Source organism: Verrucomicrobiota bacterium (assembly GCA_037139415.1).
In the GTDB taxonomy this organism is placed as follows: Bacteria; Verrucomicrobiota; Verrucomicrobiia; order Limisphaerales; family Fontisphaeraceae; genus JBAXGN01.
Genome location: JBAXGN010000020.1, coordinates 24,843 through 45,879 on the forward strand (window position 1 = coordinate 24,843; position 21,037 = coordinate 45,879).

Consider the following 21,037-nt stretch of genomic DNA (forward strand, 5'->3'; position numbering starts at 1 on the left):
CTAAGCAAAACCGGCGGTCGGACTGAATCCGGCCGCCAGTTCAGCACAGGGGTGGGAGTAAAATTACTTTTTATCGTCCTTCTTTTCTTCCGGCTTGGGCTCCTCTTTCTTGGGGGCCAGCATTTCAGGACGCGGCTTGAACAGGGATTCCACTGTCCATTTGGCGACCACGTAGTTCCATTTTTCGAGGCTCTTTTCCTTCTGCAGTTTCTCCTCGGACTTCTTCAGGTTGTCCTTGAATTCCTTGTCCAGCCTGTCTTTATCCTCTTTCTTCTCGTCCTTGCCGGGGGTGCGCTCCTTCGGCAGGTTGGCGGCGACAGTAAAGCTGGTGTAATAGCCATTGTCGTCACTGGTCTTGTTACCGAACTTGAGGACATAGGTGAAACCGTCAAACGTTTCCAAGGTAATCACGGTGGGCTTATCCAAACCGGTGGTCTCGGCTTTGGTGGTGGCAGCGACGACATCCGTAAGGCTGGCACTGCTCAGCGCCGTCGAAGCACTGGAGACCTTGACCGAATCAATCTGCTCATCCTTGCCGGCATCCGCCAATTTCCATTCGCCCGCCTCAGTTTCGCGCGTGACCTTCCAACTATTGGTGGCGTTGGTGGAAACCAAAGTGATGGCTTTGACCTTCTCCACTTTGATCAGGTCCTTGGACAGCCATTGCTCGGGCTTCGGTTCAAGGTTGCTGAAAGCTTCCGTAAGCAACGATACCGAAGCGGTCTCGCCGTTCACCATCACATACCGGCCATCGGGCCATTCGCCACCACCCATCCCACCCATGCCGCCGGGAGATTTCTTCATGTGTTTCTTGCCCAGCAACAGCGTGTGCAGCAGCTTGCCCGACTTATCCTTGAACTCGACCTGCGTGCCGGCGCTCGCGCCCTTGCCCGGCGGCAGCAATTCCAGCCGGCTCAACTGGCTCTGGCTGACTTCCACCGGCTGGCCACCCTTGAGTTCCCACATCTTCTGGAGGAACTCCTTGATGTCGCTGTAATTGGCGGCGAACCCCTCGCGCTCCTGAACGCACCAAAGGTCATCCTGCTTGACGAGATTCAATTCGCCCGAGCCGCCCTTAACAGTGATCTTCGCCACGTCATTCAGCGGAAAGTCCGTAATGAGCTTCTCCCGCGGACGCGCGGTCTGATTCCAGGAGTTCTGCTCCTTTTTGTACATGACGAGTCCCGCAGCGCCGAGAATAGCGCCGGCCAGTATGATTAAGAGGAGTTGTTTTTTGTTCATTTGGCGGCAGTACGTTTACGGTTATAGACGGCCAGTCCGAGTCCAAAGATCGTCACCAGCGCCGGCATCCCGGCGATGTTGACCCACTTGAGCTTGTTGGACATTGCTTCTTCCTCGCTGCGCAATTCCTTGCGCACCTGCTTGAGGCGCTTGCTGGTTTCCACTTCGCTCTTGCGATATTTTTCAATTTCGGCCTTTGCTTCCGGCGGCAGCACGAAGCGCTGTTTGGCGTCAGGCTTGGCTTGCAGCTCGCTGATCTTGCGGCGCAATTCATTCTTGTCGGTTTCCAGCTTGGCCAGCTCCGTCTGGAAGCGCTCGGCAGCCTTGGCCTGCATATCGCGGATCAAGGTGAAATAACGGGCCTTGGTGGCGCGGCTGCGGGCATTCACCAGGTTGCTGTCGCCGCTGTAGAGTTCCACGGTGTTTTGCAGCAGGCTCAGATTCCCCGCGTTGGGGATCATCACGCGCTGGCCGAAGAAGTTACCCTGCTCAGCGTAAAACTGCTCGTGCAGCATATCCACGTCGCCAAACAGGATCACCTGATTGTCCGCCTTGCAGACTTTCAGCGAGTCATCCTTCTTGGCCTCGGGCTTTTTCTCGTCCTTCTTGTCGCCCTCGGGTTTGTCCTCGGGTTTGCCATCGGGAAAAGCGGTCTTGAACTTGCCGGAGAGGCGCACCGCGACGTTATATTCCTTACCCGACGACTTGAAGTCTTTGGCCACCTGCTCACCCGACATTTCCGCCATGAACCGATCCACCAATTGCGAATTGGGCGAACTCTTCATCAGCACATCCTGCTTCAGGCCCTCCACCGGAGTGCCGGTGAAAGCGCCCGCAAAGGCCATGACCACGTTATCAATCTGGCTGGTGATAATCTCATCCTGTTTGAGATGCTGGGCGTCGAACGCAGGTAACAGATGCGCCACGCGGGGATGGAAACGCGGATTGCGCAGCCCCATATCCACCAGCACCTTGCTGGAATCGAACTCCATTCCCCACGTCTTGAGCAATTTCTCCAGGTTGGAGCCGCTGGATTGCTGCCCGCGCATCGGGTCAGAGCGGCCTTCCATCGCGCAGAACGGATCGAGGAAACAGACCAGCTTGCCGCCGCGCATGATGTACTGGTCAATGGCGAACAGGGTTTTATCGGAGAGGTTCTTCGGATGAATCAGCAACAGGACCTTGATGTCGTTGTCCAAAGAGTCGAGGTCCGAATTGAGCTGTTTCACCGTGAAATCGCGCTCCAATTCGCTGATGAACATCCACGGCGGCTGTTGCTGCGGCTGCTGCCCCATCTGCATCATCATGGGGTTCATCGGCGTGCCGAAAATCGGCGCACCGCTGATAATGCCGATCGTGGGCCGCTGCGGATTCATCACGCGAGAGATGGCCCGGGAGAGATCGTACTCCAGGTACTTATCGCGCTCCGGTGTCAGGAAAGGCAGCGCCACCTTCTCGTCGAGGTAAGCGATGGAGACACCCAAGTAGATGGCTTCCCCGCCCATGCTGAGGCTCTTGCCCTCGACGCCGTCCATGTTCGCGAAGTCTTCCGCGTCCGTGTCCGGTTGCGGATCGAGCTTTTCCACCTGGAGTTTGCCGCCGGAAAGCTTCTTGTACTCCGCAAGCACGTCGTCAATGCGCTGCGCGTAATTGCGCAGCGGCACCGGCATGTTGTTGTCGTTCTGCGTGCAGTAGAACCGGACTTTGACGGGGCCGTCGAGCTTGCCCAGGATGGCTTTGGTGCCGGCGGAAAGCGTGTACGCCTTCTCCTCGGTCAAATCCATCCGGAACCGCCACAGGCCCACCATGAAGTTAATGGCGACCACGATCAGCAGCATGATCGCCACGCCAACCGTCGAATACAGTACCGTCTCAAATGATTTATGTTTCATTGCTCGTGGAAAGTTAAATTAATGACCAGAACGCAAATTGCGAATCACGACGCCCGTCGTAAACAGGGAGAAGCCGATGATGGACAGGAAAAACACGATATCCCGAATATCCAGCACGCCTTTCTGGAAGCCTTCAAAAGGCGGCATGACGCTCATGCCCGCAATGGCTTGCACCAGGGCCGGATTCGCCCACTTGACCAGCATGTTCGTCACCGGCGGCCAACCCGCCAGGATGAGGAACAGGCAGATGACCACCGACAGGATGAAGCTCACCACCTGGTTGCGGCTCATCGCCGAGGTCATTGAGCTGACGGCCAGATAAGCGCCGGCCAGCATCAGGCTGCCGACATAGCCGCAGAAGATGATGCCGTTATCCGGGGTTCCCAAACGATTCACCGTGAGGATCACCGGGAAGGTCAGGACCAGGGCGAGCGCCAGAAACGCCCACGCCGCGAGGAATTTACCCACGATGGCCTGCCAGGGAGTGATTGGCATCGTCAAGAGCAACTCCATCGTGCCCATGCGGCGCTCCTCAGCCCATAGCCCCATGCCCACCGCCGGCACCAGGAACAAATACAACCACGGATGCCACATGAAGAAAGCGGTCAATGATGCCTGATCGCGTTCAAAAAAACCACCCACCATAAAGGTGAAAAATCCCGACAACAGCAGGAAGATGACGATAAACACATAGGCCACCGGGGAGTTGAAGTAACTCGCCAACTGCCGCTTGGCCACGCATTTGATATTATTGAGGGCGTTCATTATTTGGTCTCCTTGGCCGTATCCGGCATGGTGATATTGCGGAAGACCTCATCCAGGCGGCCTTCCTCGGTGTGTAATTCTTCGACTTTCCAGTTTTCCCGGGCGATGACTTCTGCCACGGCCCGCGCCAGCTCACCGTTGGCGTCCGGCTTGGGATAGACGCGCGCGATCACGAGACCGCCGTCTTCCTTGACGATGGTCGCCTTGCGGGCCGACCGGGCTTCGTTCAATTTCTGCACCACCACGTTGGCGGCCACTCCCTGCAAGCGCACGGTCACCGCCCCGGCGATTTCCGATTTGCGTTTCAACTCATCCGGCGTGCCATTGGCGACCACTTGGCCGCGGTCAATAATCATGGCGCGCGAGCAGGCGGCTTCCACTTCCTCCAGGATGTGCGTGGAGAACACAATCGCCTTGGTCTGCCCCATGCGCTTGATCAGGCTGCGCACTTCGTGCTTTTGGTTCGGGTCCAGGCCGTCGGTGGGTTCGTCCAGGATCAGCACCGGCGGATCGTGGATGATGGACTGCGCAAAGCAGGTGCGGTGCCGGTACCCCTTGGAAAGGGTATCCACGCTCTGCTGGAGGACATTCTCCAGGAAACACATCTCGACCGCCCGGCCGATCGCCTTCTTCTTCTCGTCGCCGCGCAATCCGCGAATTTCGGCGGCGAAATTCAGGAAGCTATAGACGGTCATGTCATTATAGGACGGCGCATTTTCCGGCAGATACCCGATCAACGCCTTGGCCTGAAGCGGCTCCTGCGTAATATCGTGCCCGCCCACCGTCACGGTTCCTTCCGTCGGCGGAATGAACCCGGTGATCATGCGCATGGTGGTGGATTTACCGGCCCCGTTCGGCCCCAGGAAACCCAGCACTTCGCCTTTCTCCACGGTGAAGGAAATGCCGTTCACGGCCCGTTTCGCGCCGAACGACTTCGCTAAATTTTGTACTTTTATCATGTTTGTCTCACAATCACACCGGCTTCCCGGTGTTGTTTGCCATACCATCCCGCCACTCTACCCTTTTCAGGCGAGCCACACAGGCTCGCCATTTTCACCCTTCTGTCAAGAACTTACGTGCAATTTGACACTCTCCACAAGAAACGTTCAAAAAAAGTTCAAAAAAATATCCCGGGTATTTTCGGCAGGACATCCCGCCCCGGAACTGCTAGATTACATTGCCAGACGGCGTTAATCGGGCCATGATATTCCTTTAGTTGTGACCGTTGCACCACACATGGAGACCTTGCGACAGTGGGCCAAAAGCCCGCTGGGCTTGGCCTTTATCCTTTCGATCCTGTTCCATTTGGTTTCGTTTGGCATCTATCGGGCAGGCAAAAAAATCCATTGGGACGGGCAGGATAAACTGCTGGCCATGCTCGTCCCCAAGCCGAGCAATACGGAAATGCCTTTGCTGAAACTATATCAGTCGCTGCTGTTTCCCCAGCCCGATCCCCGGCTGGCGCAACAGCGGCCCCCGCCACAGACGCCGCAGATGTTCATCTCCGTGGACCCCTTGCAGGCGACAGCGGAGGCTCCGAAAAACCCCAAATACTACTCCGCCCTGAACTCCCAGGCCGCCAACCCGGTGAAAAAAGCCAATTCCGACGAGGTGAATATAGACGGTCGCCAAAAAAACATGATGCAGGCGATTGATATTCCCGTGCCCGTCGTTTCCCCGGAATTGCGTCGCGCCGAGCCGCCGACCAAAGCCAGCCCCCAGAATCCCGAGCCACCCCAACCAAAGCCGGTTGAGAAAACCGAACCCGAACAATTGCGGCCCGAATTGAAGCCCAAGCCCAAGGGTGGCGAAACGCCCGGGCAATTGGCGTTGGCCAAACCGGTGGATGTCGCCCGCCCGAACGACGGCCAGGCCCACACCGAGGATGGCAAGGATGACCGCGCCCAAAAGGCCACCCCGGACCGCAAACCCGTCCGTCCGCGCACCGTGGCGGAAGCCAAAGCGCATCTGGCGAACAACCAGATTGCCGGCGAACGCATTCAACAACCCGGCGGTGTGCCCAACTTTGGCATCGTCTCCTCGCTCGACGCCAAGGCCACCCCGTTTGGAGCGTATGACGCCATCATCATTGCCGCCGTGCAACAGCGCTGGTGGAATTTGCTTGAGGACGCCCATTACTCCTTGGACCGCCATGGGCATGTATCCGTTGACTTCACGCTGCATGCCGATGGCACGGTGCGCGCGGTCACGGAAGCGGAGAATACCACCGGCGTGCTCTGGGGTGCCATCTGCCAGCGGGCCATCAGCGAAGTCTCCCCGTTCAAGCCTTGGACGCAAGAGATGCTGCAATTCTACGGCACCAACCAGCGCCACGTCCGCTTTACTTTCTATTACTATTAGCAGGTCCCGGTTCCTGACTGAGTCTCTCTTGCCCCCGCTGCCCGGCGAGAAAAACACTACGCATCGCCGTGTATCAACCAACCCGCAACTATGTAACGCGCTTTTTTCATCGCCAACCGCGCGGTTTCGGGGCAGAATCCCGCGCATGAAAACCACGACGAAAGTATGGCTGGGCGCAGGCGCGGTGCTCGCTCTCGTCGTGGCGTTGATCGGCTACAAAATCAAGACTGCCGAACCCAGTTATCAGGGGAAGAGCTTGAGTGAGTGGTTGGGGGAATGTAACCCATACGAAGTTCCTTCGGTAGATGGTTCTTACCCCTCAACAAACAACGCATTTGCTTCAGCCATGCGAGCCATGGGCACCAATTCCTTGCCAATATTGATTGAATGGCTGCCCCCGAGGAATCCAACGGTGCAGAATTGGCTTATAAAAGCAAATAACAAACAAGATTTCATTCGCTTGCCAACTGGCTCCGACCCACGCACAAGCAGTTATCAAGCAGTTGCGGCAATAGCTGCCCTGGGACCATCCGCCAAACCAGCGATCCCGCAACTCGTCGAGTTGTTAAATCACACCAATGTCACAGTATATGCCACTGCTGCCTTGGTAGCCATTGGACCAGAGGCGCACCCAGTGATTTTGCAGGCATTGCGTCATACGAATAGCGCAGTCCGGGTGGCGGTCATTTGGGGGCTTGGGCAAATGCCGGGTGATAAAGAATTCGCTGTGCCCTCCCTGATCTCCCTGCTTAATGACAATGATACAGGGGTTCGTCGCCGTGCTGCTTTCCTGATAGGATGCATCCAAAGGAAGCCGGAAATAACCATTCCTGCGCTGCTTAAAGCTTTTCCGGATCCTGATCCCCATGTAAGCAGCCATTTGGCATTTGCACTTAGCCGATTCGGCACCAACGCCGTCGCAGCCTTGCCAGCATTACGGCAACTCCAGGCGCAAACCAATCTGGATTTTATAGAACAATTTTATATAAAGAATGCTCTCAGAAAAATCTCCCCCTCCGAATATCCACCCGCCACCAATATCGTTCGGACTCGACGCGGTCGGACGGCGCAGCCAGCCCCAAAGACGGAACCGGCCCCGCAATAAACTTCTCGGGTAACCACCCCGGCGACAGCCGATGGAAGCCATCCGCAGATCATCCTGCCCAGGGTGCCCTTCCCAACCCGCGGAACACCCGAAAGACCCACGACACCCCCGTTTTTGATGTTTTTTGCGGTTTTTTGAGGGTTGGGGACGGGTCATTTTCAAAAAGGGCCGTCACGGAAACATTTCTTGACGCAAAAATTTCTTTCCGTGGCGGAAAAATTTCCTTTCCCGACGGAAATCTTTCGTTTCTCGACGCAGAAATTTGGTTTCTTGACGTAGAAAAATGATTCCTCGGCGGAAATATTTGGTTTCCCGACGTAGAAATTCCGTTCCTTGACGGAAGTTTTTGGTTTCCCGACGGAGAAATTTGGTTTTCCGACGTCAAGAAATGTTTCCGTGGCGTCAAGAAACCATTTCGTGACGCCATGAAAATCTCCAATGCCGTCACGGGGGTTTTCCTTGATGGAAGGGAAAGTCTCCGTGACGTCAGGGAACGTTCCGTTGACGCCGGGGAGCGGCATTTTTGTGGCAGCGGCAGGTTCCGTGACGCCACGGCGGACCCTTTGGATGCCACGAGATTAAGCTTAGGCGGTCATCCGGGGTTCCCGGATCGCCACAAGCGTAAACCCGATCTCGGGCACTGAGGCAAGGGTGCCGAAGCACCCGCCCCACGCGCTACTCCCTGCCGGGTCGCTCTCGACCAAGGCGGCTACGGGAGGGGAGTTTCTGCCTTCGCAGATGGCTGAAGTATGAAAGGAGGTTTCCGGGACGAATTCCGGGCTGCGTACCGCTTCGTTGCTTTCGTAAAACAATTTTCCCGGCTGGACTCGCCTGGTGTTCCAATGTTACATTGAGGCATGTCCCGTTGTTTGCGGCAAATTGTCTATTTCATGCTGATCTGGATCGGATGTTCCGTCCAGGCGGATAACTTTTTCCCCACCAATTCGACTTGGCGATATTTCATTGGCACCACCGAGGCTTCCTCCCCCGTGGATGCCTGGCGGCAGAACACGTACAACGACGCGAGTTGGAGCGAAGGCCAGGCGCCGATCGGGTATGGAGACCCGGGGATCGTCACAGGCGTGCCCACGAGCGAGAACGGCGGCTACGTGAGCATGTTTTTCCGAAAAAGTTTCAACGTACCCAACCCCACGGCGGTCAGCCGGCTGGATCTGGCAGTGCGGGTGGACGACGGTTATGTGGCGTGGATCAACGGGGTGGAAGTGGGGCGCTACAACTTTTCCACAAACGCACCGGTGTACAACGCTACGGCCACAAATAACATTGAGCCGACCTGGATTACGAATTCCATTACCACGAATGTGGCGGCGTATCTGGTCCCAGGCAATAATGTGATCGCCATCCAGGTGTTCAATTACAGTCAGCCAAGCGTGGATTTGTTATTTGATGCGCAGTTATCCACGCCGGGCAATGCGGCCTCCCCAGTGATCACGGATATTGCCCCGCCAGCCGATGCCATCCTCAACCAGTTGAGTCAGATCACGGTGACGTTCAGCGAGGGTGTGACGAATATTTTTCCGGCCAGTTTGCTGATCAACCAGGCCCCTGCCACAAATATGCTGCGCGTGGCCAGCAATCAGTTCACTTTTCAGTTTACCACGCCCGCCGCTGGGAACGTGGATATGACTTGGAACTTGACGACGAATATCACCGACCTAGCCAGCAATGCCTTCGCCGGTCTGACTTGGTCTTACTTGCTAGATTTCTCCGCGAGCTCGAATCAGCTCTATATCAATGAATTTCTAGCCGCGAACAAGAATTCCATCCGCGACGAAGACGGGGATGCCTCGGATTGGATCGAGATTTTCAACGGCGGGGCGCTGACCGCCAACCTCACGGGCTGGGCGCTAACGGATGAGGCCACGAATCTGGTAAAGTGGCGCTTCCCAAATATCACACTCGCACCGCGCGCGTACCTAGTGGTGTACGCATCGGGGAAGAATCGCACGAATGCGAGCGCGAAATTGCACGCGAATTTCCAGTTGGATAAGGGGGGGGAATATCTGGCGTTGGTGGACCCGCAGACAAATGTGGTTTCGGATTTCGGGGGCGTGTATCCGCCGCAGAGCACCGACGTTTCGTATGGGCGCGTGCGCGGGGACTTGGCGCACTTCGGGTATTTTTCCATGCCGTCCCCCGGCGGGCCGAATATGTCCTCGGGCGGCGGGTTTACGACGGACATTGTGTTTTCGCGCGGTAGCGGAACGTTTACGAACACCTTCCAGTTGACGCTGAACACGGCTGATACGAACGCGCAGATCCGCTTTGTGGTCGGCTCAACCTTGCCGACGGAGAGTTCGCCGCTGTATGCGGGGCCGATCACCGTCTCGAACACCACCGTGGTGCGGGCGCGCGCGTTCGCCGCCGGGTTGCTGCCCGGTGAAGTCAAGAGCCGCAGCTATATTCAGATGGAAACCGCCACGAATACCGCCGCGTTTAATACGGATGTGCCGATTGTGCTGCTGCACAGCTACGGCGCGGGCGTGCTGCCCACCAACGGGGATTCTTTTGTCATCGTGCAGGTGTACGAACCGAAGAATGGCGTGGCGATGTTCACGAATGCGCCCGATCTAGCCATGCTCGGGATTTACCATGTGCGCGGGAAAAGCAGCTACTCGTTCCCGAAGCGGAACTTTTTCGTCGAGCTGCAGGATGAATACGGGGATGACAAACATGTGTCATTTGCGGGGTTGCCGGATCAGTCCGATTGGGTGCTGTATTCCATTTATCAATTTGATCCCTCCATGATGCACAATCCCATGGCGCACGCTCTGTTCCGACAGATGGGACATTATTCCGCGAACACCAGCTTTGCGGAGCTATTTTTGCACATCGGTACCAACAACCCCGCGATTGCACCACTGACCTTCTCCAGCAACTATAACGGACTGTACGTCATCGAGGAGAAAATCAAAATTGGGAAAAATCGGGTGGAAATTGACAAGCTGCTGCCCGAGCAAACCAACGCGACGACCATCACCGGCGGGTATTTATTCGACGTGGACGATCCGCCCACCACGTTTTCAGTCGCCGGGGTCAGCAATGTGCGATCCGTGGACCCCTCGCACATTGAGATGAACAGTGCCGAACGCACCGCCCAGAAGAATTACTTGAATAGTTACTGGACGGCCTTCAACACCGCCCTGAATGGGACCAACTGGCTCAACCCCACCAACGGCTACCGCGCGTTTGTCGATACACCTTCCTGGATTGATTTTCATTTAAACAATTTTATCGTCTTCAATGTGGACGGACTGCGGCTGAGTTCGTATTTTTACAAGCCGCGCGGCGACAAATTATACCAAGGGCCAATGTGGGACTTCGACCGCACCCAGGGTTCGACCGATCTGCGCGCCTATAATCCCCGGCTCTGGCGCAGCGGGTATTCGGATTGCGGCACGGATTTTTTCAGCAGCGGCAACACCTTTGGTAATGCGTGGTACAAGCGATTGTTTTTGGACCTCGACTTTTTCCAAGCGTGGATTGACCGCTACCATGACCTCCGCCGCGGCGCGTATTCCACCACAAATGTCTGGGCCATGATTGACAGCTTCGCCAATCAGGCCCGTAACGGCCAGTCCCGCGACGTTGTCAAATGGACCATCAATAAACCGCGCTATGGAACCGTGAATCAGGTCGGGCTTTCCTATACTTTCCCCAATCCCGGCATGTATCAGGGCGAGGTGGACTTCCTGAAATACTGGTACGCCAACCGCTTTGACTTCCTCGACAGTCAACTGGCGCGCCCCCCAGCCCTGAGCCGCGCGGGCGGACCGATTACCAATTTGACTCTGACCGTGACAACGCAGGTTGGGCAGATTTATTACACGCTCAACGGCACGGACCCCCGCGCCTCCGGCGGCGCGATCAGCACCAACGCCATCCTTTACACAAATGCCATCGTACTCACGAATAATGCTCGCGTTGTGGCCCGTACATACGACACCAATTACTATTACGTGTATCTCGGCAGTAACGCTCCCCCCACCAACAGCCCATGGTCCGGCACCGTGGAAGCGACCTACGTTGCACAAACCCCGCAATTCGTGGTAACGGAAATCATGTTTAATCCGGCAGCGCCGACGAATGGCAGCACAAATGACGCCAGCGCGTATGAATACATTGAGCTGAAAAATGTCGGCACGAACATGTTAACCCTGGCGGGCTTCCACTTCACGAACGGGATTTACTTTGATTTCTCCACGGGCACCGTCAGCCAATTGGCCCCCGGCGGCTATGTGCTGCTGGTGCGCAATCGCAACGCGTTTCTCAGCCGTTATCCGGGCGTGACGAACATTGCCGGGGAATATTCCGGGAGTTTGAATAATAGCGGCGAACGGCTGTTCCTGGAAGGGCCGCTGAAAGAGCCGATTCTGAATTTTAGCTATGATAATTCCTGGCAGGCGATGGCGGATGGCAACGGTTTTTCACTGGTGCTCAGCAATGAATATGCTCCGTTTTATTCCTTAACCAATCGCGCCAGTTGGCGCTTGAGCAGCACGGAGGGAGGTTCGCCCGGACAGGTGGACGCGGTCGTGCCGAGCATTAGCCCCATCCTAGTTAATGAACTGCTGTCCGCACCCCTGACCGGCGGGGTGGATACCGTGGAATTATATAACCCTAACGCCTCGGCGGTGGACATCAGCGGCTGGTATCTCTCGGATGCGTTTAATAATCCCCGCAAGTACTGTTTTCCTGCCAGCAGCATTCTGCCAGCCAACGGCTACCTGGTGGTGAATGAGACCGCATTTAATGTGGGCAGCAACTCCTTTGCCTTTTCATCCAATGGCGACGATGTCTGGCTCTATGCCGGCAACACCAACCATTTGCTGGGCTATTATCACGGGTTTTCCTTTGGTAACTCCGAGCCCGGTGTGACCTTCGGGCGATATGTGACCAGCACGGGCGAAGAACAATTTGTGCCCCAAGCCACCGCGACACTGGGTACAAACAATACGGGCCCGCGTGTCGGCCCACTGGTGTTCACCGAGATCCATTATAATCCCACATTGCCGGGAGATGCCTACGTGGAAATCATGAATATCACGACCAATGTGGTCCCATTGTACGACCCCGCTGCCCCTACCAACACCTGGAACGTGCATGGCCTGGATTTTTACTTCCCCACCAATGTTTCGCTAAATCCCGGCCAGACACTGCTGGTCACGGGAACTAATGCCGCCACGTTTCAGACTGTGTATGGCGTGAACAGCAACACCCTGGTGTTCGGACCATTCGCTGGCGGTCTGCAAACCAACGGCGAAACCTTGAAGTTGGAACGTCCCGGAACACCCACGACTAACGATGTTCCCCATTACACGGTGGATGAGATCAACTACGATGTGGTCGCACCTTGGCCGGCCTACGCCACTAATGGGAGCAGTTCATTGCAACGAGTGAAGCCGGAAGCCTACGGCAATGATCCAATAGCCTGGAAACTGGCGACGATCTCTCCGGGGATGGCCCCGCCCGTATTGGTGCAATCCCCAATATCGCAAACCAGCAACGCAGCAAGCAATGTGAGTTTGAATGCCGTCGTGTTGGCACCGTTAGCCCCGCGTTATCAATGGTATTTCAATTCCGCTCCGCTGACCAATGCCACTAACGCCACATTGAGCCTCGCCAACATTAGCTGCACCAACGACGGCCAGTATCTGGTGATCGCCACAAACCCGGTTGGGGCCGTGACCAGTACCGTAGCCACATTGACCATTCCAGGTACCGCGCTGCCCAGCATTGTCACCTCCCCTCAATCACAAACGAATGACATGGGAAATACGGTCACACTCGCCATGGTGCCCTCTCTGTCTTGCAATCCACTTCGCTTCCAATGGCTCTTCAATAACAATCCCCTGGCTGGCGCCACCAATGCCTCGCTGGTGATAACGAATGTCCAACTGACCAACAGCGGCTCTTACTCCGTTATCATGAGTAATGTGGCGGGGAAAGCGACCAGCGCAATCGCGACGCTGACCATTCTGTCGTTACCGGTTATCACGGGGCCTCCGGCCAATCAATCCGTTTACCCGGGCCAAAGCGCGAGTTTTGGTGTGACTGTCACAGGCTCACCCCCCTTGATGTATCAATGGTATGGCAAGGGCATCCTGCTGGCTGGAGAAACCAACACAACACTGCTTTTAAGTGATGTTCAGTGGGAGCAAAGTGGAAACTATCAGGTGGTCGTGAGTAATACCTATGGCAGTGTCACCAGTGCGCCGGCAACGTTGACCGTTTGGATCGCCCCGGTAATTACCAGCCAACCGCAGAGCCGGACCAATCTGGTGGGAACCACCGCCAGCTTTGCCGTAACTGCCAATGGTGCGCCTGATCAATGGTATCAGTGGTACAAATCCGTGACCAGTAACCAGTGGTCAGGCATCAATGGCGCGACCAATTCTCAATTATCAATTTCCAATTGCCAATTGAGTGACGCCGGTAGCTACTCAATGGTGGTCTCCAATGTCCTCGGTTCAGTAACCAGTGCAGTGGCGGTATTGACAGTGTGGCAGGCACCAGTGATCACCACCCAACCCCAGAACCAATCGAATCTCCTGAGCGCAACCGCCAGCTTTTCGGTTTCCGCATACGGTTCGCCCGAGCCATGGTATCAATGGCGGTTCAATGCCACCAATGTGCTGGCCAACCAAACCAACTCTACCTTGACCCAGACCAACATCCAGACAACGAACGCCGGTAATTATTCGGTGGTGATCACCAACACGGCAGGCGTGGTAACCAGCGCCGTGGCGACACTGACAGTCCTGACTCCCCCAACCATCACCCAACAACCGGTGGGCACATCCGTCTATGCGGGACAAAGTGCCACCTTCACGGTAACCGCCATCAACCCGGCTCCGATTACCTACCAGTGGTTCGGCTTGGGCGCAGGGCTATCCGGACAAACCAACGCCATCCTGACCCTTACCAATGTGCAGGCCGCACAGGAAGGCGAATACTTTGCCCTGGCGGCCAATGCGTATGGATCAGCCACCAGCAGCGTGGCCCTGTTGGCGTTGCGCATCCTGCCGCCTAGTTCGGCTCCCGGATATTTTTACTTTGCAAACAGCTCTGGTAGCCGCATCTTTCACCCCACCGACACGGCGGGCGGGGCGACAACAAACACTTCGTCACTTAAGAGTAATACCGTCCCCTTTGGCAATCTGCGAATATCGGTCTATTACGGTGTGGGTGGCGGACCGTTGCAAACCAACCTGAACGATGTGCGCGCCTGGAACTGGAACGGCTCGAATAGCGGCAATGCGGGGATTTCCGGCAACGCATTGCTGGCGGAAACGGGCAAGGGAATCATCGGGTTTGGCACTTTGTTTGGCGGGCAGTTTTCCGCTGGAAACACAACTCTTACCGCCTATCGCACAGATGCCGCCGCCACCTACCCGATGCAGGTGCGCGGCTGGGATTGCAACGCGGGCGGGGGAAGTCCGACTTGGGAATCGTTCCAGCAAAAGCTGACGGCGGGAACCTTGCCCATCGGCACGCTCTACGGACTTTCTCCGATCTTTAACCAGACGGCAAATGCGTCCACGTCATTGTCAATGCCGTATTGGCAATTGACGACGGTGATGGCACGTTCACCCGTAATTGCCATCCAACCGCTGAGCCAGACTAACCTGATGGGAACGACGGCAAACTTTAGTGTGTCGGCGACCGGCAATCCGGCACCCTGGTATCAGTGGTACAAATCAGTGGTCAGTAACCAGTGGTCCGTCATCAGTGGCGCGACCAATTATCAATGGTCCATTTCCAATTGTCAGTTGAGTGACGCTGGCAGTTACACGGTTGTCATTACCAATGTAGCCGGCTCCGTGACCAGTGCTGTGACGGCCTTGACTGTCCTGGGTTCGCCACAGATTACCGCCTTAACCTCAACCAACCAGACCGTGCTCTGGGGCAGCAACGCGGTGTTCACGGTTTCCGCCTCCGGTTCCACGCCACTCTATTATTACTGGTATCTTAACTCGAACTTTGCTTCGGTGGTCAGCGCGCAAGTGAGCGTGACCAATCCGGCGGTGAGTTGCGGCAACCAAGGGGATTACTATAATGTCGTGGTCAGCAATGCGTATGGCACCGCCATCGCTGGGCCCGCCTATCTCGGCGTCATGGACAGCCGGTTGCCGGCCTTCACCCCGGCCTTGGTGCATGTCACCAACACCGTGGACAAAGGTTCCAATGCGACCCTGACTGTGGGGGTATTGCACACCTGCAATGAGGCGTATCGCTGGTATTTCGGCCCCGATTTGTTGCCGACGCAGACAACCCCGACCTTATCCCTGACCAATGTGGGGCTGAGTCAGGCGGGCACCTACTCGCTGGCGCTGTCCAATGCCAACGGAACTGCTTTGGGTACCGCCATGACGCTGGTCGTGCATTACACCGTGACGAAGCCCACCATCAAGGTGGAGGAGAACAAGTTCACGCTGGCGGTGGAGGCCGAGCCGGGCCGGGCCTATTGGCTGGAGGTGCGCGATTCGTTGTCTTCCGGTACTTGGACCGTCATTCGCGGGGTAACCAATACCAGTGGTTCCACGCAGCTTTTGGATACCAATGCGGCCGCCCAGCATCGCTTCTACCGAATCGGTAGCGCTTTGCTTCCATAAGATCCGGATGTACTCACGTTGCCACCAGCTATGGTTGGCTCGACACCCTTGGCGATCCACCCTCTGGCTTTGAAACTGGCGCGTTCACTTCAGCCATTTGGCCGCATCCACGGCTGCGTAGGTGATGATGATGTCCGCGCCGGCGCGACGCATCGCCAGCAGACTTTCGAGCATCAGGTTTTTCTCGTCCACCCAACCATTGGCTGCCGCCGCCTTCACCATGGAATACTCGGCACTGACGGCATACGCCGCGGTGGGCAGGCCAAACGTGGCTTTGACGCGATATAAAATATCCAGATACGCCAGGGCGGGTTTGACCATGACCATGTCCGCCCCTTCGGCAATATCCATGGCCACCTCGCGCAAGGCCTCCTCGGCATTGGCGGGGTCCATCTGATAACTGCGGCGATCTCCAAAATGAGGCGTGGATTCCGCCGCGTCGCGGAACGGCCCATAAAACGCGGAGGCAAACTTGGCGGCATAGGAGAGAATGGGTGTATCGGTCAACCCACCAGCATCCAGCGCCTCGCGAATGGCTTTGACCCGGCCATCCATCATGTCGCTCGGGGCCACGATGTCCGCCCCGGCTTCCGCATGGCTCACGGCGGTGCGGGCCAGCAATTTCAGGGTGGGATCGTTGACTACCCGCCCGGTGCGATCATTGGCGCGAATGACGCCACAATGCCCGTGGCTGGTGTATTCGCACAGACAGACATCGGTGATGACCAGTAATTCCGGCAGCTCCTTTTTCAACCGACGTATTGCCTGTTGCACAATGCCGTCGGCCGCATAAGCGCCCGACGCTTTCTCATCCTTCTGATCCGGCAAGCCGAACAATAACACCGCCGGTACACCGTGCTCCATGGCATGAGCGGCTTCTTTGACCAGTTCATCCGGTGACAGTTGGAACACACCGGGCATGGATTTGACCGGGATGCGCAGGCCGCGCCCGCTGCGCACAAACAGCGGCAACACCAGTTGTTCAGGACTTATGCGTGTTTCACGCACCAGACGCCGCAGGGCTGGCGACTGGCGCAACCGGCGCGGACGTTGCACGGGAAACTGACCGATGATCGGCGATTTCATGACCAAAGTGTACCCGACTTTGGACGGGGCGCAACGTTAGAAAAGTCAACCACCACTGATCATCCGCCAGCCCGCCCCCCATTTTTCCACAGGCCACCGACCAGACCGGCGACAATGGCGACGCTGCCCCACAGTTGCCCCCAGTGCAGCGTTTCTCCCAGCCACAGCATGGCGATGATCACTCCGGCAACCGGTTGCGCGAAGATCGTCAGTGCCGTGATATTAACCGGGGTTTCACGAATCACGACAAACCACAGCGCGTATCCAAACACCGTGCAGACCAGGGACAGATAGAGGAGCATCGCCCACGCTGAAAGCGGCAGTTGAACTGCCAGCGGAATGACCGACATCCCGTCCCGGGCCAGATTCAGCAGCGTGCCCGCAAACAAGGCGGTGGCCAATAATTTATAGGGACTCGCCCGCTCCAGGATCGGCTTGCCGATGACCGAGTATGCCGCCTCCGCCAGAAACGAGGTCAGCACCAGCCCATTGGCGGTCAGTTGGTGCCATTGAAAACCGGATTCCCAGACTTTGGAAATGAGCAGGACGCCCACCATGCCGCAGAGGAACCCGAACCAGCGGCGCGGGGCAATGTGCTCCCGCAACAGCAGCGCCGCCGCCAGCGCGCACAACAACGGTTCCAGCGCCATGAGCACCGCCGCATCGCTCGCCTGCCCCATTTGTACGCCCATGGTTTGCAGGCGCGGCCCGAGGCTGAAAACCAGCACCCCAATGCCGCCCGCCTTCAGGAGATCGAGTCCGCGCGGGGCTTTGCCAGGGAGCCACGGCCACAGCAACGCGCAGGCAACCGCAGCGAGCCCGTAACGAAACAGCACGATGCCTCCCGCATCAAGCCATGGCGAGAGGGCTTTGAACATGGTCAACGTGGCTGCCCACAGGCAGTTCATGCCGACCAGCAGAATAAGATAAACCGGTTTCAAACCGGACCGAGAGTAGGGAGTGAGTGCGTGGACTGCAAGTGTTGTCGAATGCTCATCAGTTATCAGGGGGATTTCAAATCTCAGATTTCAAATTCCATAGGAGGAAGGGGACGGATGGGAGCGAGCAAAAAGCCAAAGCATTACAAATTGATGCGTGGATTTGGGAATTACGTAGCCGCTCGACGTTATTCGGCGCTAATATTCTACTCGCAAATACCGTGAGAAGCTCTGGCTTTCAGCGGCTATTCTATCTCCTTGCTCCAAGCGCCTATTTTCTTGTCCTGTTCGGCCTCTCATTTTTATGCCGGTTCATTTTTCTGCAAAAAATTTCAGGCTTCGGATTTGCTCGTTGTTCGCTTCAATTGGCTTCGCGGGCTGCAGTCTTCGGCCTTATTCCATCCAGTTAATCCTGTCTTCATTTCTCTGCAAAAGTTTGGTTTCGGCTTTCGGCGTCTTCGGATTTATTATGGCGTACTAGTTTTGTCCTAGTTTTATTCCCGCAAAAATCCCTTGAACAATACCAGCCAGTTGGCGTCCGCAAGCGCCCTATTTGTTCCTGACCGGCTTATTCGACTGCTGGAGATCGGTGTTGGAATCAAAAACACCTCCGCGCTTGCCGTCCTCACTCTGGCCGCTGGTGCGGGGCGGGATGCTGGTGCGGTATTCGTCGCGTTGCAGGCCGATCTGCTCAAAGGGAACCGGCTTGAAGGACCCCAGCTTTTTATAGATGAGTGAATCGCTCTTGAGTTGAAAGTTGAGCCTGGCGGCATCCACAAAGCTCGGATCTTCGGTCCCCAAGTCCAGGTTATCGCGAACCGTGCTGTACTGAAGTTCCTCCTTTTTCCCGCTCAAGTGCAGGGTCTGTTTGCAGCGCACGGTCACGTTGTTGGTGATAAAATTTTCGAGCGGCAGATCGCGGCGGGCGGTGAGCAGCTTTGGCAACAGCGGGTAGCGGGTACTCCAAGGCGGTTCCTGGACTTTGGCGGCCAGCAAGCGGGTGGTGAGATTCTTATTGGTGGCATAGCCACGGGAGACGCCGCGCGAATCAAAGTGAATGGCGCGCTCGGTTTCGATGATCAGGTTGTTCATAATCATGTTCTCATGGCCGCCGCCAATGAACGGCCCATAAAACAACCGATAGACCACGTTGCCATAAATGGTGTCACCGCTATCCCCGTCATCCATGTAAAAGGCGTTCGCGCGCGGGCTGTCATGGACGAAATTATAACGCACCAGGTTGCCCTGACTGGTCCAGTCGTTGTAGGTATAGAACGCGCCCATATCGCCCGAGGTGAGCACGACGCGATACACTTCATTATATTCGAGCAGGTGATCATTCCCGCCGTACAGCACTCCGGCGTGCGGCAGGTCATGAATCAGATTATGCGCCGCGCGGCAGCCCACCGCATCGGTGCCGCCGTAGGCCCCGATGTGAATCCCGGCCGCATAGGTTTTCTTGCGCAGCCCCAAGTGATGCAGGTGGTTATTTTCCGCAACGTGGCCTGCGGGAGTCAGCGTCTTGCGGTCGCCGCCACTCAGGTAAATACCGCCGTGCCCGAGCATGTAGAAATCTGAGCTGCGCACCGCGTGCCCAAGGCCGCCACGCACCGTCACTCCGGAACCGGCGAGATTGCGGAACGTGCAACCAGCCACCAGGTTGCTGGCGCCGCCGCTGATCTCCACCCCGTTATTCATCCCGCCTTCCACCACAAACCCGCGCAAGGTCACGTGTGAGACCTCCTTCAGAATGATCAGCGGCTGATCAAGATCGCTCACATAAATATTGGCGCGACTCAAGTCGCCCGGCGGCCAGAAGAACAGGGTCTTGGAATTGAAGTCAATGCACCATTCCCCAGGCTGATCAATTTCCTCCAAGAGGTTCACTGCGCACCATGGTTCCTTGCCGTCGCCTTTCTCCCCGGCCTTGGCGTATTTGCTGCCAATGCCGGCGTTGACCGGTTCGGCGAAGGTGATCTCACGATTGGCCGCATTGATGGATTTCACGAGCACGGTCTGGGGTTCCCAAGGGACGCGCCAGTACCCTTCCAGCCACACACCCTTGTCCACCGGCCAGCGCGCCAACCGATCCTCGCGCGCGATGAACACCCCGCCATGCCGAGTCGGCCCGTTGGACCAGTCACCCTTGTCGAGTACCTTTTCCATGGTGGTGGAATCCTGATTAGGCCAGCGCGAGAGCGGCATGTTCTGATCGTTGAAGTACAACTCGATAATCCCGCCACCGTTGTTGAACACTTTCGGGTAAGGGCCGCAGTGAGCGACGCCCAGCGCGGCCAAGTTGAGTTGCACCAACTTTCCCCGGGCCGCCGGATCGAGACGCTTGACCAACGCGGGATTCACCACCGCAGTAAAGTCAGTTGGCTTGACCTGGCGTCCGGCGTGCAGTCGCACTTCGCTGCCGACCGCTGCCCGATAGACGATGGGAGCAGTGGCTGTGCCGGAGTCTCCGGCGTTCAGTTCAAAGGCTTGCGAGCGCACATGGATTCCCGGTTGCAGCCAAACCGTCACGCCCCCCACAGGCAAGGCCCCCGCTGATTTCAGCGCCCGAATGGCGTCGCGGGACTGCTCCAGTGTCGCAAACGGCCTGCCCCGGGAACCGTCCCCTGCCCCCTGCCCGCCGGGCGCGACATAAAAATCGGCAGCCATGACCGCTGACGAAATTGCCATAAGCACGAGTACGATTAAGGTTTGCATAGGTGTATTTATTGTATGGGGAAACGCGGAGAATTCATAGTCAAAACAGGACATATCCACTCGATCAAAATTCCAACCCATGCCGCTTCGTTTTACAGCAACCATTATTGCCATTCGACCACAGTCTTTGCTGGCATGAGTCGAAAAATGGTTAAAATTGAGAACCCCAGCATGGTAAACTAATCGGGAAGAGATGCGGCTGAATTTAACCGTAAAGAACTGGGGAAGCAGAATCGAAAATTCCATCGGCTGAAAAAATGATGAATGACAAAATTTGACAGTCCCATGGTTCTATGA

The 21,037-nt window shown here is 56.5% G+C and carries 10 protein-coding genes; 3 read left to right on the forward strand and 7 right to left on the reverse strand.

The features are described from left to right. Positions 1 to 63: 63 nt before the first annotated feature. The 4 genes from WCO56_05495 to WCO56_05510 are packed head-to-tail and all read right to left on the reverse strand — an operon-like array spanning position 64 to position 4,858. A complete protein-coding gene (locus WCO56_05495; GenBank protein MEI7729000.1) occupies positions 64 to 1,242 on the reverse strand; it encodes a DUF4340 domain-containing protein in 1,179 nt (392 codons plus the stop codon). Then, complete coding sequence (locus WCO56_05500) at positions 1,239 to 3,134, reverse strand: Gldg family protein (protein MEI7729001.1); 1,896 nt, start codon at positions 3,132 to 3,134, stop codon at positions 1,239 to 1,241. The genes WCO56_05495 and WCO56_05500 overlap by 4 nt, the downstream gene beginning before the upstream one ends. A gap of 18 nt (positions 3,135 to 3,152) precedes the next feature. After that, a complete protein-coding gene (locus WCO56_05505) occupies positions 3,153 to 3,899 on the reverse strand; it encodes an ABC transporter permease (GenBank protein ID MEI7729002.1) in 747 nt (248 codons plus the stop codon). After that, the gene (locus WCO56_05510; protein MEI7729003.1) at positions 3,899 to 4,858 is read right to left on the reverse strand and encodes an ATP-binding cassette domain-containing protein; all 960 of its coding nucleotides are present in this window, start codon (positions 4,856 to 4,858) and stop codon (positions 3,899 to 3,901) included. Before WCO56_05510 ends, WCO56_05505 begins: the two co-directional genes overlap by 1 nt. Before the next feature lie 259 nt (positions 4,859 to 5,117). Between WCO56_05510 and WCO56_05515 the strand changes: the two genes are divergently transcribed. The 3 genes from WCO56_05515 to WCO56_05525 all read left to right on the forward strand — a co-directional run bounded on the left by WCO56_05515 (position 5,118) and on the right by WCO56_05525 (position 16,001). Beyond that, complete coding sequence (locus WCO56_05515; GenBank protein ID MEI7729004.1) at positions 5,118 to 6,260, forward strand: hypothetical protein; 1,143 nt, start codon at positions 5,118 to 5,120, stop codon at positions 6,258 to 6,260. A gap of 145 nt (positions 6,261 to 6,405) precedes the next feature. Beyond that, positions 6,406 to 7,365, forward strand: coding sequence for a HEAT repeat domain-containing protein (locus tag WCO56_05520; GenBank protein ID MEI7729005.1), 960 nt, complete (start codon positions 6,406 to 6,408; stop codon positions 7,363 to 7,365). An 857-nt stretch (positions 7,366 to 8,222) separates the two neighbouring features. Beyond that, positions 8,223 to 16,001, forward strand: coding sequence for an immunoglobulin domain-containing protein (locus WCO56_05525; GenBank protein MEI7729006.1), 7,779 nt, complete (start codon positions 8,223 to 8,225; stop codon positions 15,999 to 16,001). Between the two features lie 84 nt (positions 16,002 to 16,085). On the opposite strand, the gene hemB is transcribed toward WCO56_05525, so the two are convergent. From hemB to WCO56_05540, 3 genes are all read right to left on the reverse strand, one after another. After that, complete coding sequence (gene hemB / locus WCO56_05530; GenBank protein ID MEI7729007.1) at positions 16,086 to 17,087, reverse strand: porphobilinogen synthase; 1,002 nt, start codon at positions 17,085 to 17,087, stop codon at positions 16,086 to 16,088. A 59-nt stretch (positions 17,088 to 17,146) separates the two neighbouring features. Then, positions 17,147 to 18,028 (reverse strand): DMT family transporter, encoded by an 882-nt coding sequence (locus WCO56_05535; GenBank protein MEI7729008.1) that lies wholly within the window; start codon positions 18,026 to 18,028, stop codon positions 17,147 to 17,149. A gap of 546 nt (positions 18,029 to 18,574) precedes the next feature. Next, on the reverse strand, positions 18,575 to 20,713 hold the full coding sequence (locus WCO56_05540; protein ID MEI7729009.1) for a right-handed parallel beta-helix repeat-containing protein: 2,139 nt from the start codon (positions 20,711 to 20,713) through the stop codon (positions 18,575 to 18,577). Between the last annotated feature and the right edge of the window lie 324 nt (positions 20,714 to 21,037).

Bases quoted from the DNA above. Each gene is read 5' to 3' on its own strand.
- WCO56_05495 (MEI7729000.1), bottom strand. From the start codon at position 1,242: ATGAACAAAAAACAACTCCTCTTAATCATACTGGCCGGCGCTATTCTC.
- WCO56_05500 (MEI7729001.1), bottom strand. From the start codon at position 3,134: ATGAAACATAAATCATTTGAGACGGTACTGTATTCGACGGTTGGCGTG.
- WCO56_05505 (MEI7729002.1), bottom strand. From the start codon at position 3,899: ATGAACGCCCTCAATAATATCAAATGCGTGGCCAAGCGGCAGTTGGCG.
- WCO56_05510 (MEI7729003.1), bottom strand. From the start codon at position 4,858: ATGATAAAAGTACAAAATTTAGCGAAGTCGTTCGGCGCGAAACGGGCC.
- WCO56_05520 (MEI7729005.1), top strand. From the start codon at position 6,406: ATGAAAACCACGACGAAAGTATGGCTGGGCGCAGGCGCGGTGCTCGCT.
- WCO56_05525 (MEI7729006.1), top strand. From the start codon at position 8,223: ATGTCCCGTTGTTTGCGGCAAATTGTCTATTTCATGCTGATCTGGATC.
- hemB (MEI7729007.1), bottom strand. From the start codon at position 17,087: ATGAAATCGCCGATCATCGGTCAGTTTCCCGTGCAACGTCCGCGCCGG.
- WCO56_05540 (MEI7729009.1), bottom strand. From the start codon at position 20,713: ATGGCAATTTCGTCAGCGGTCATGGCTGCCGATTTTTATGTCGCGCCC.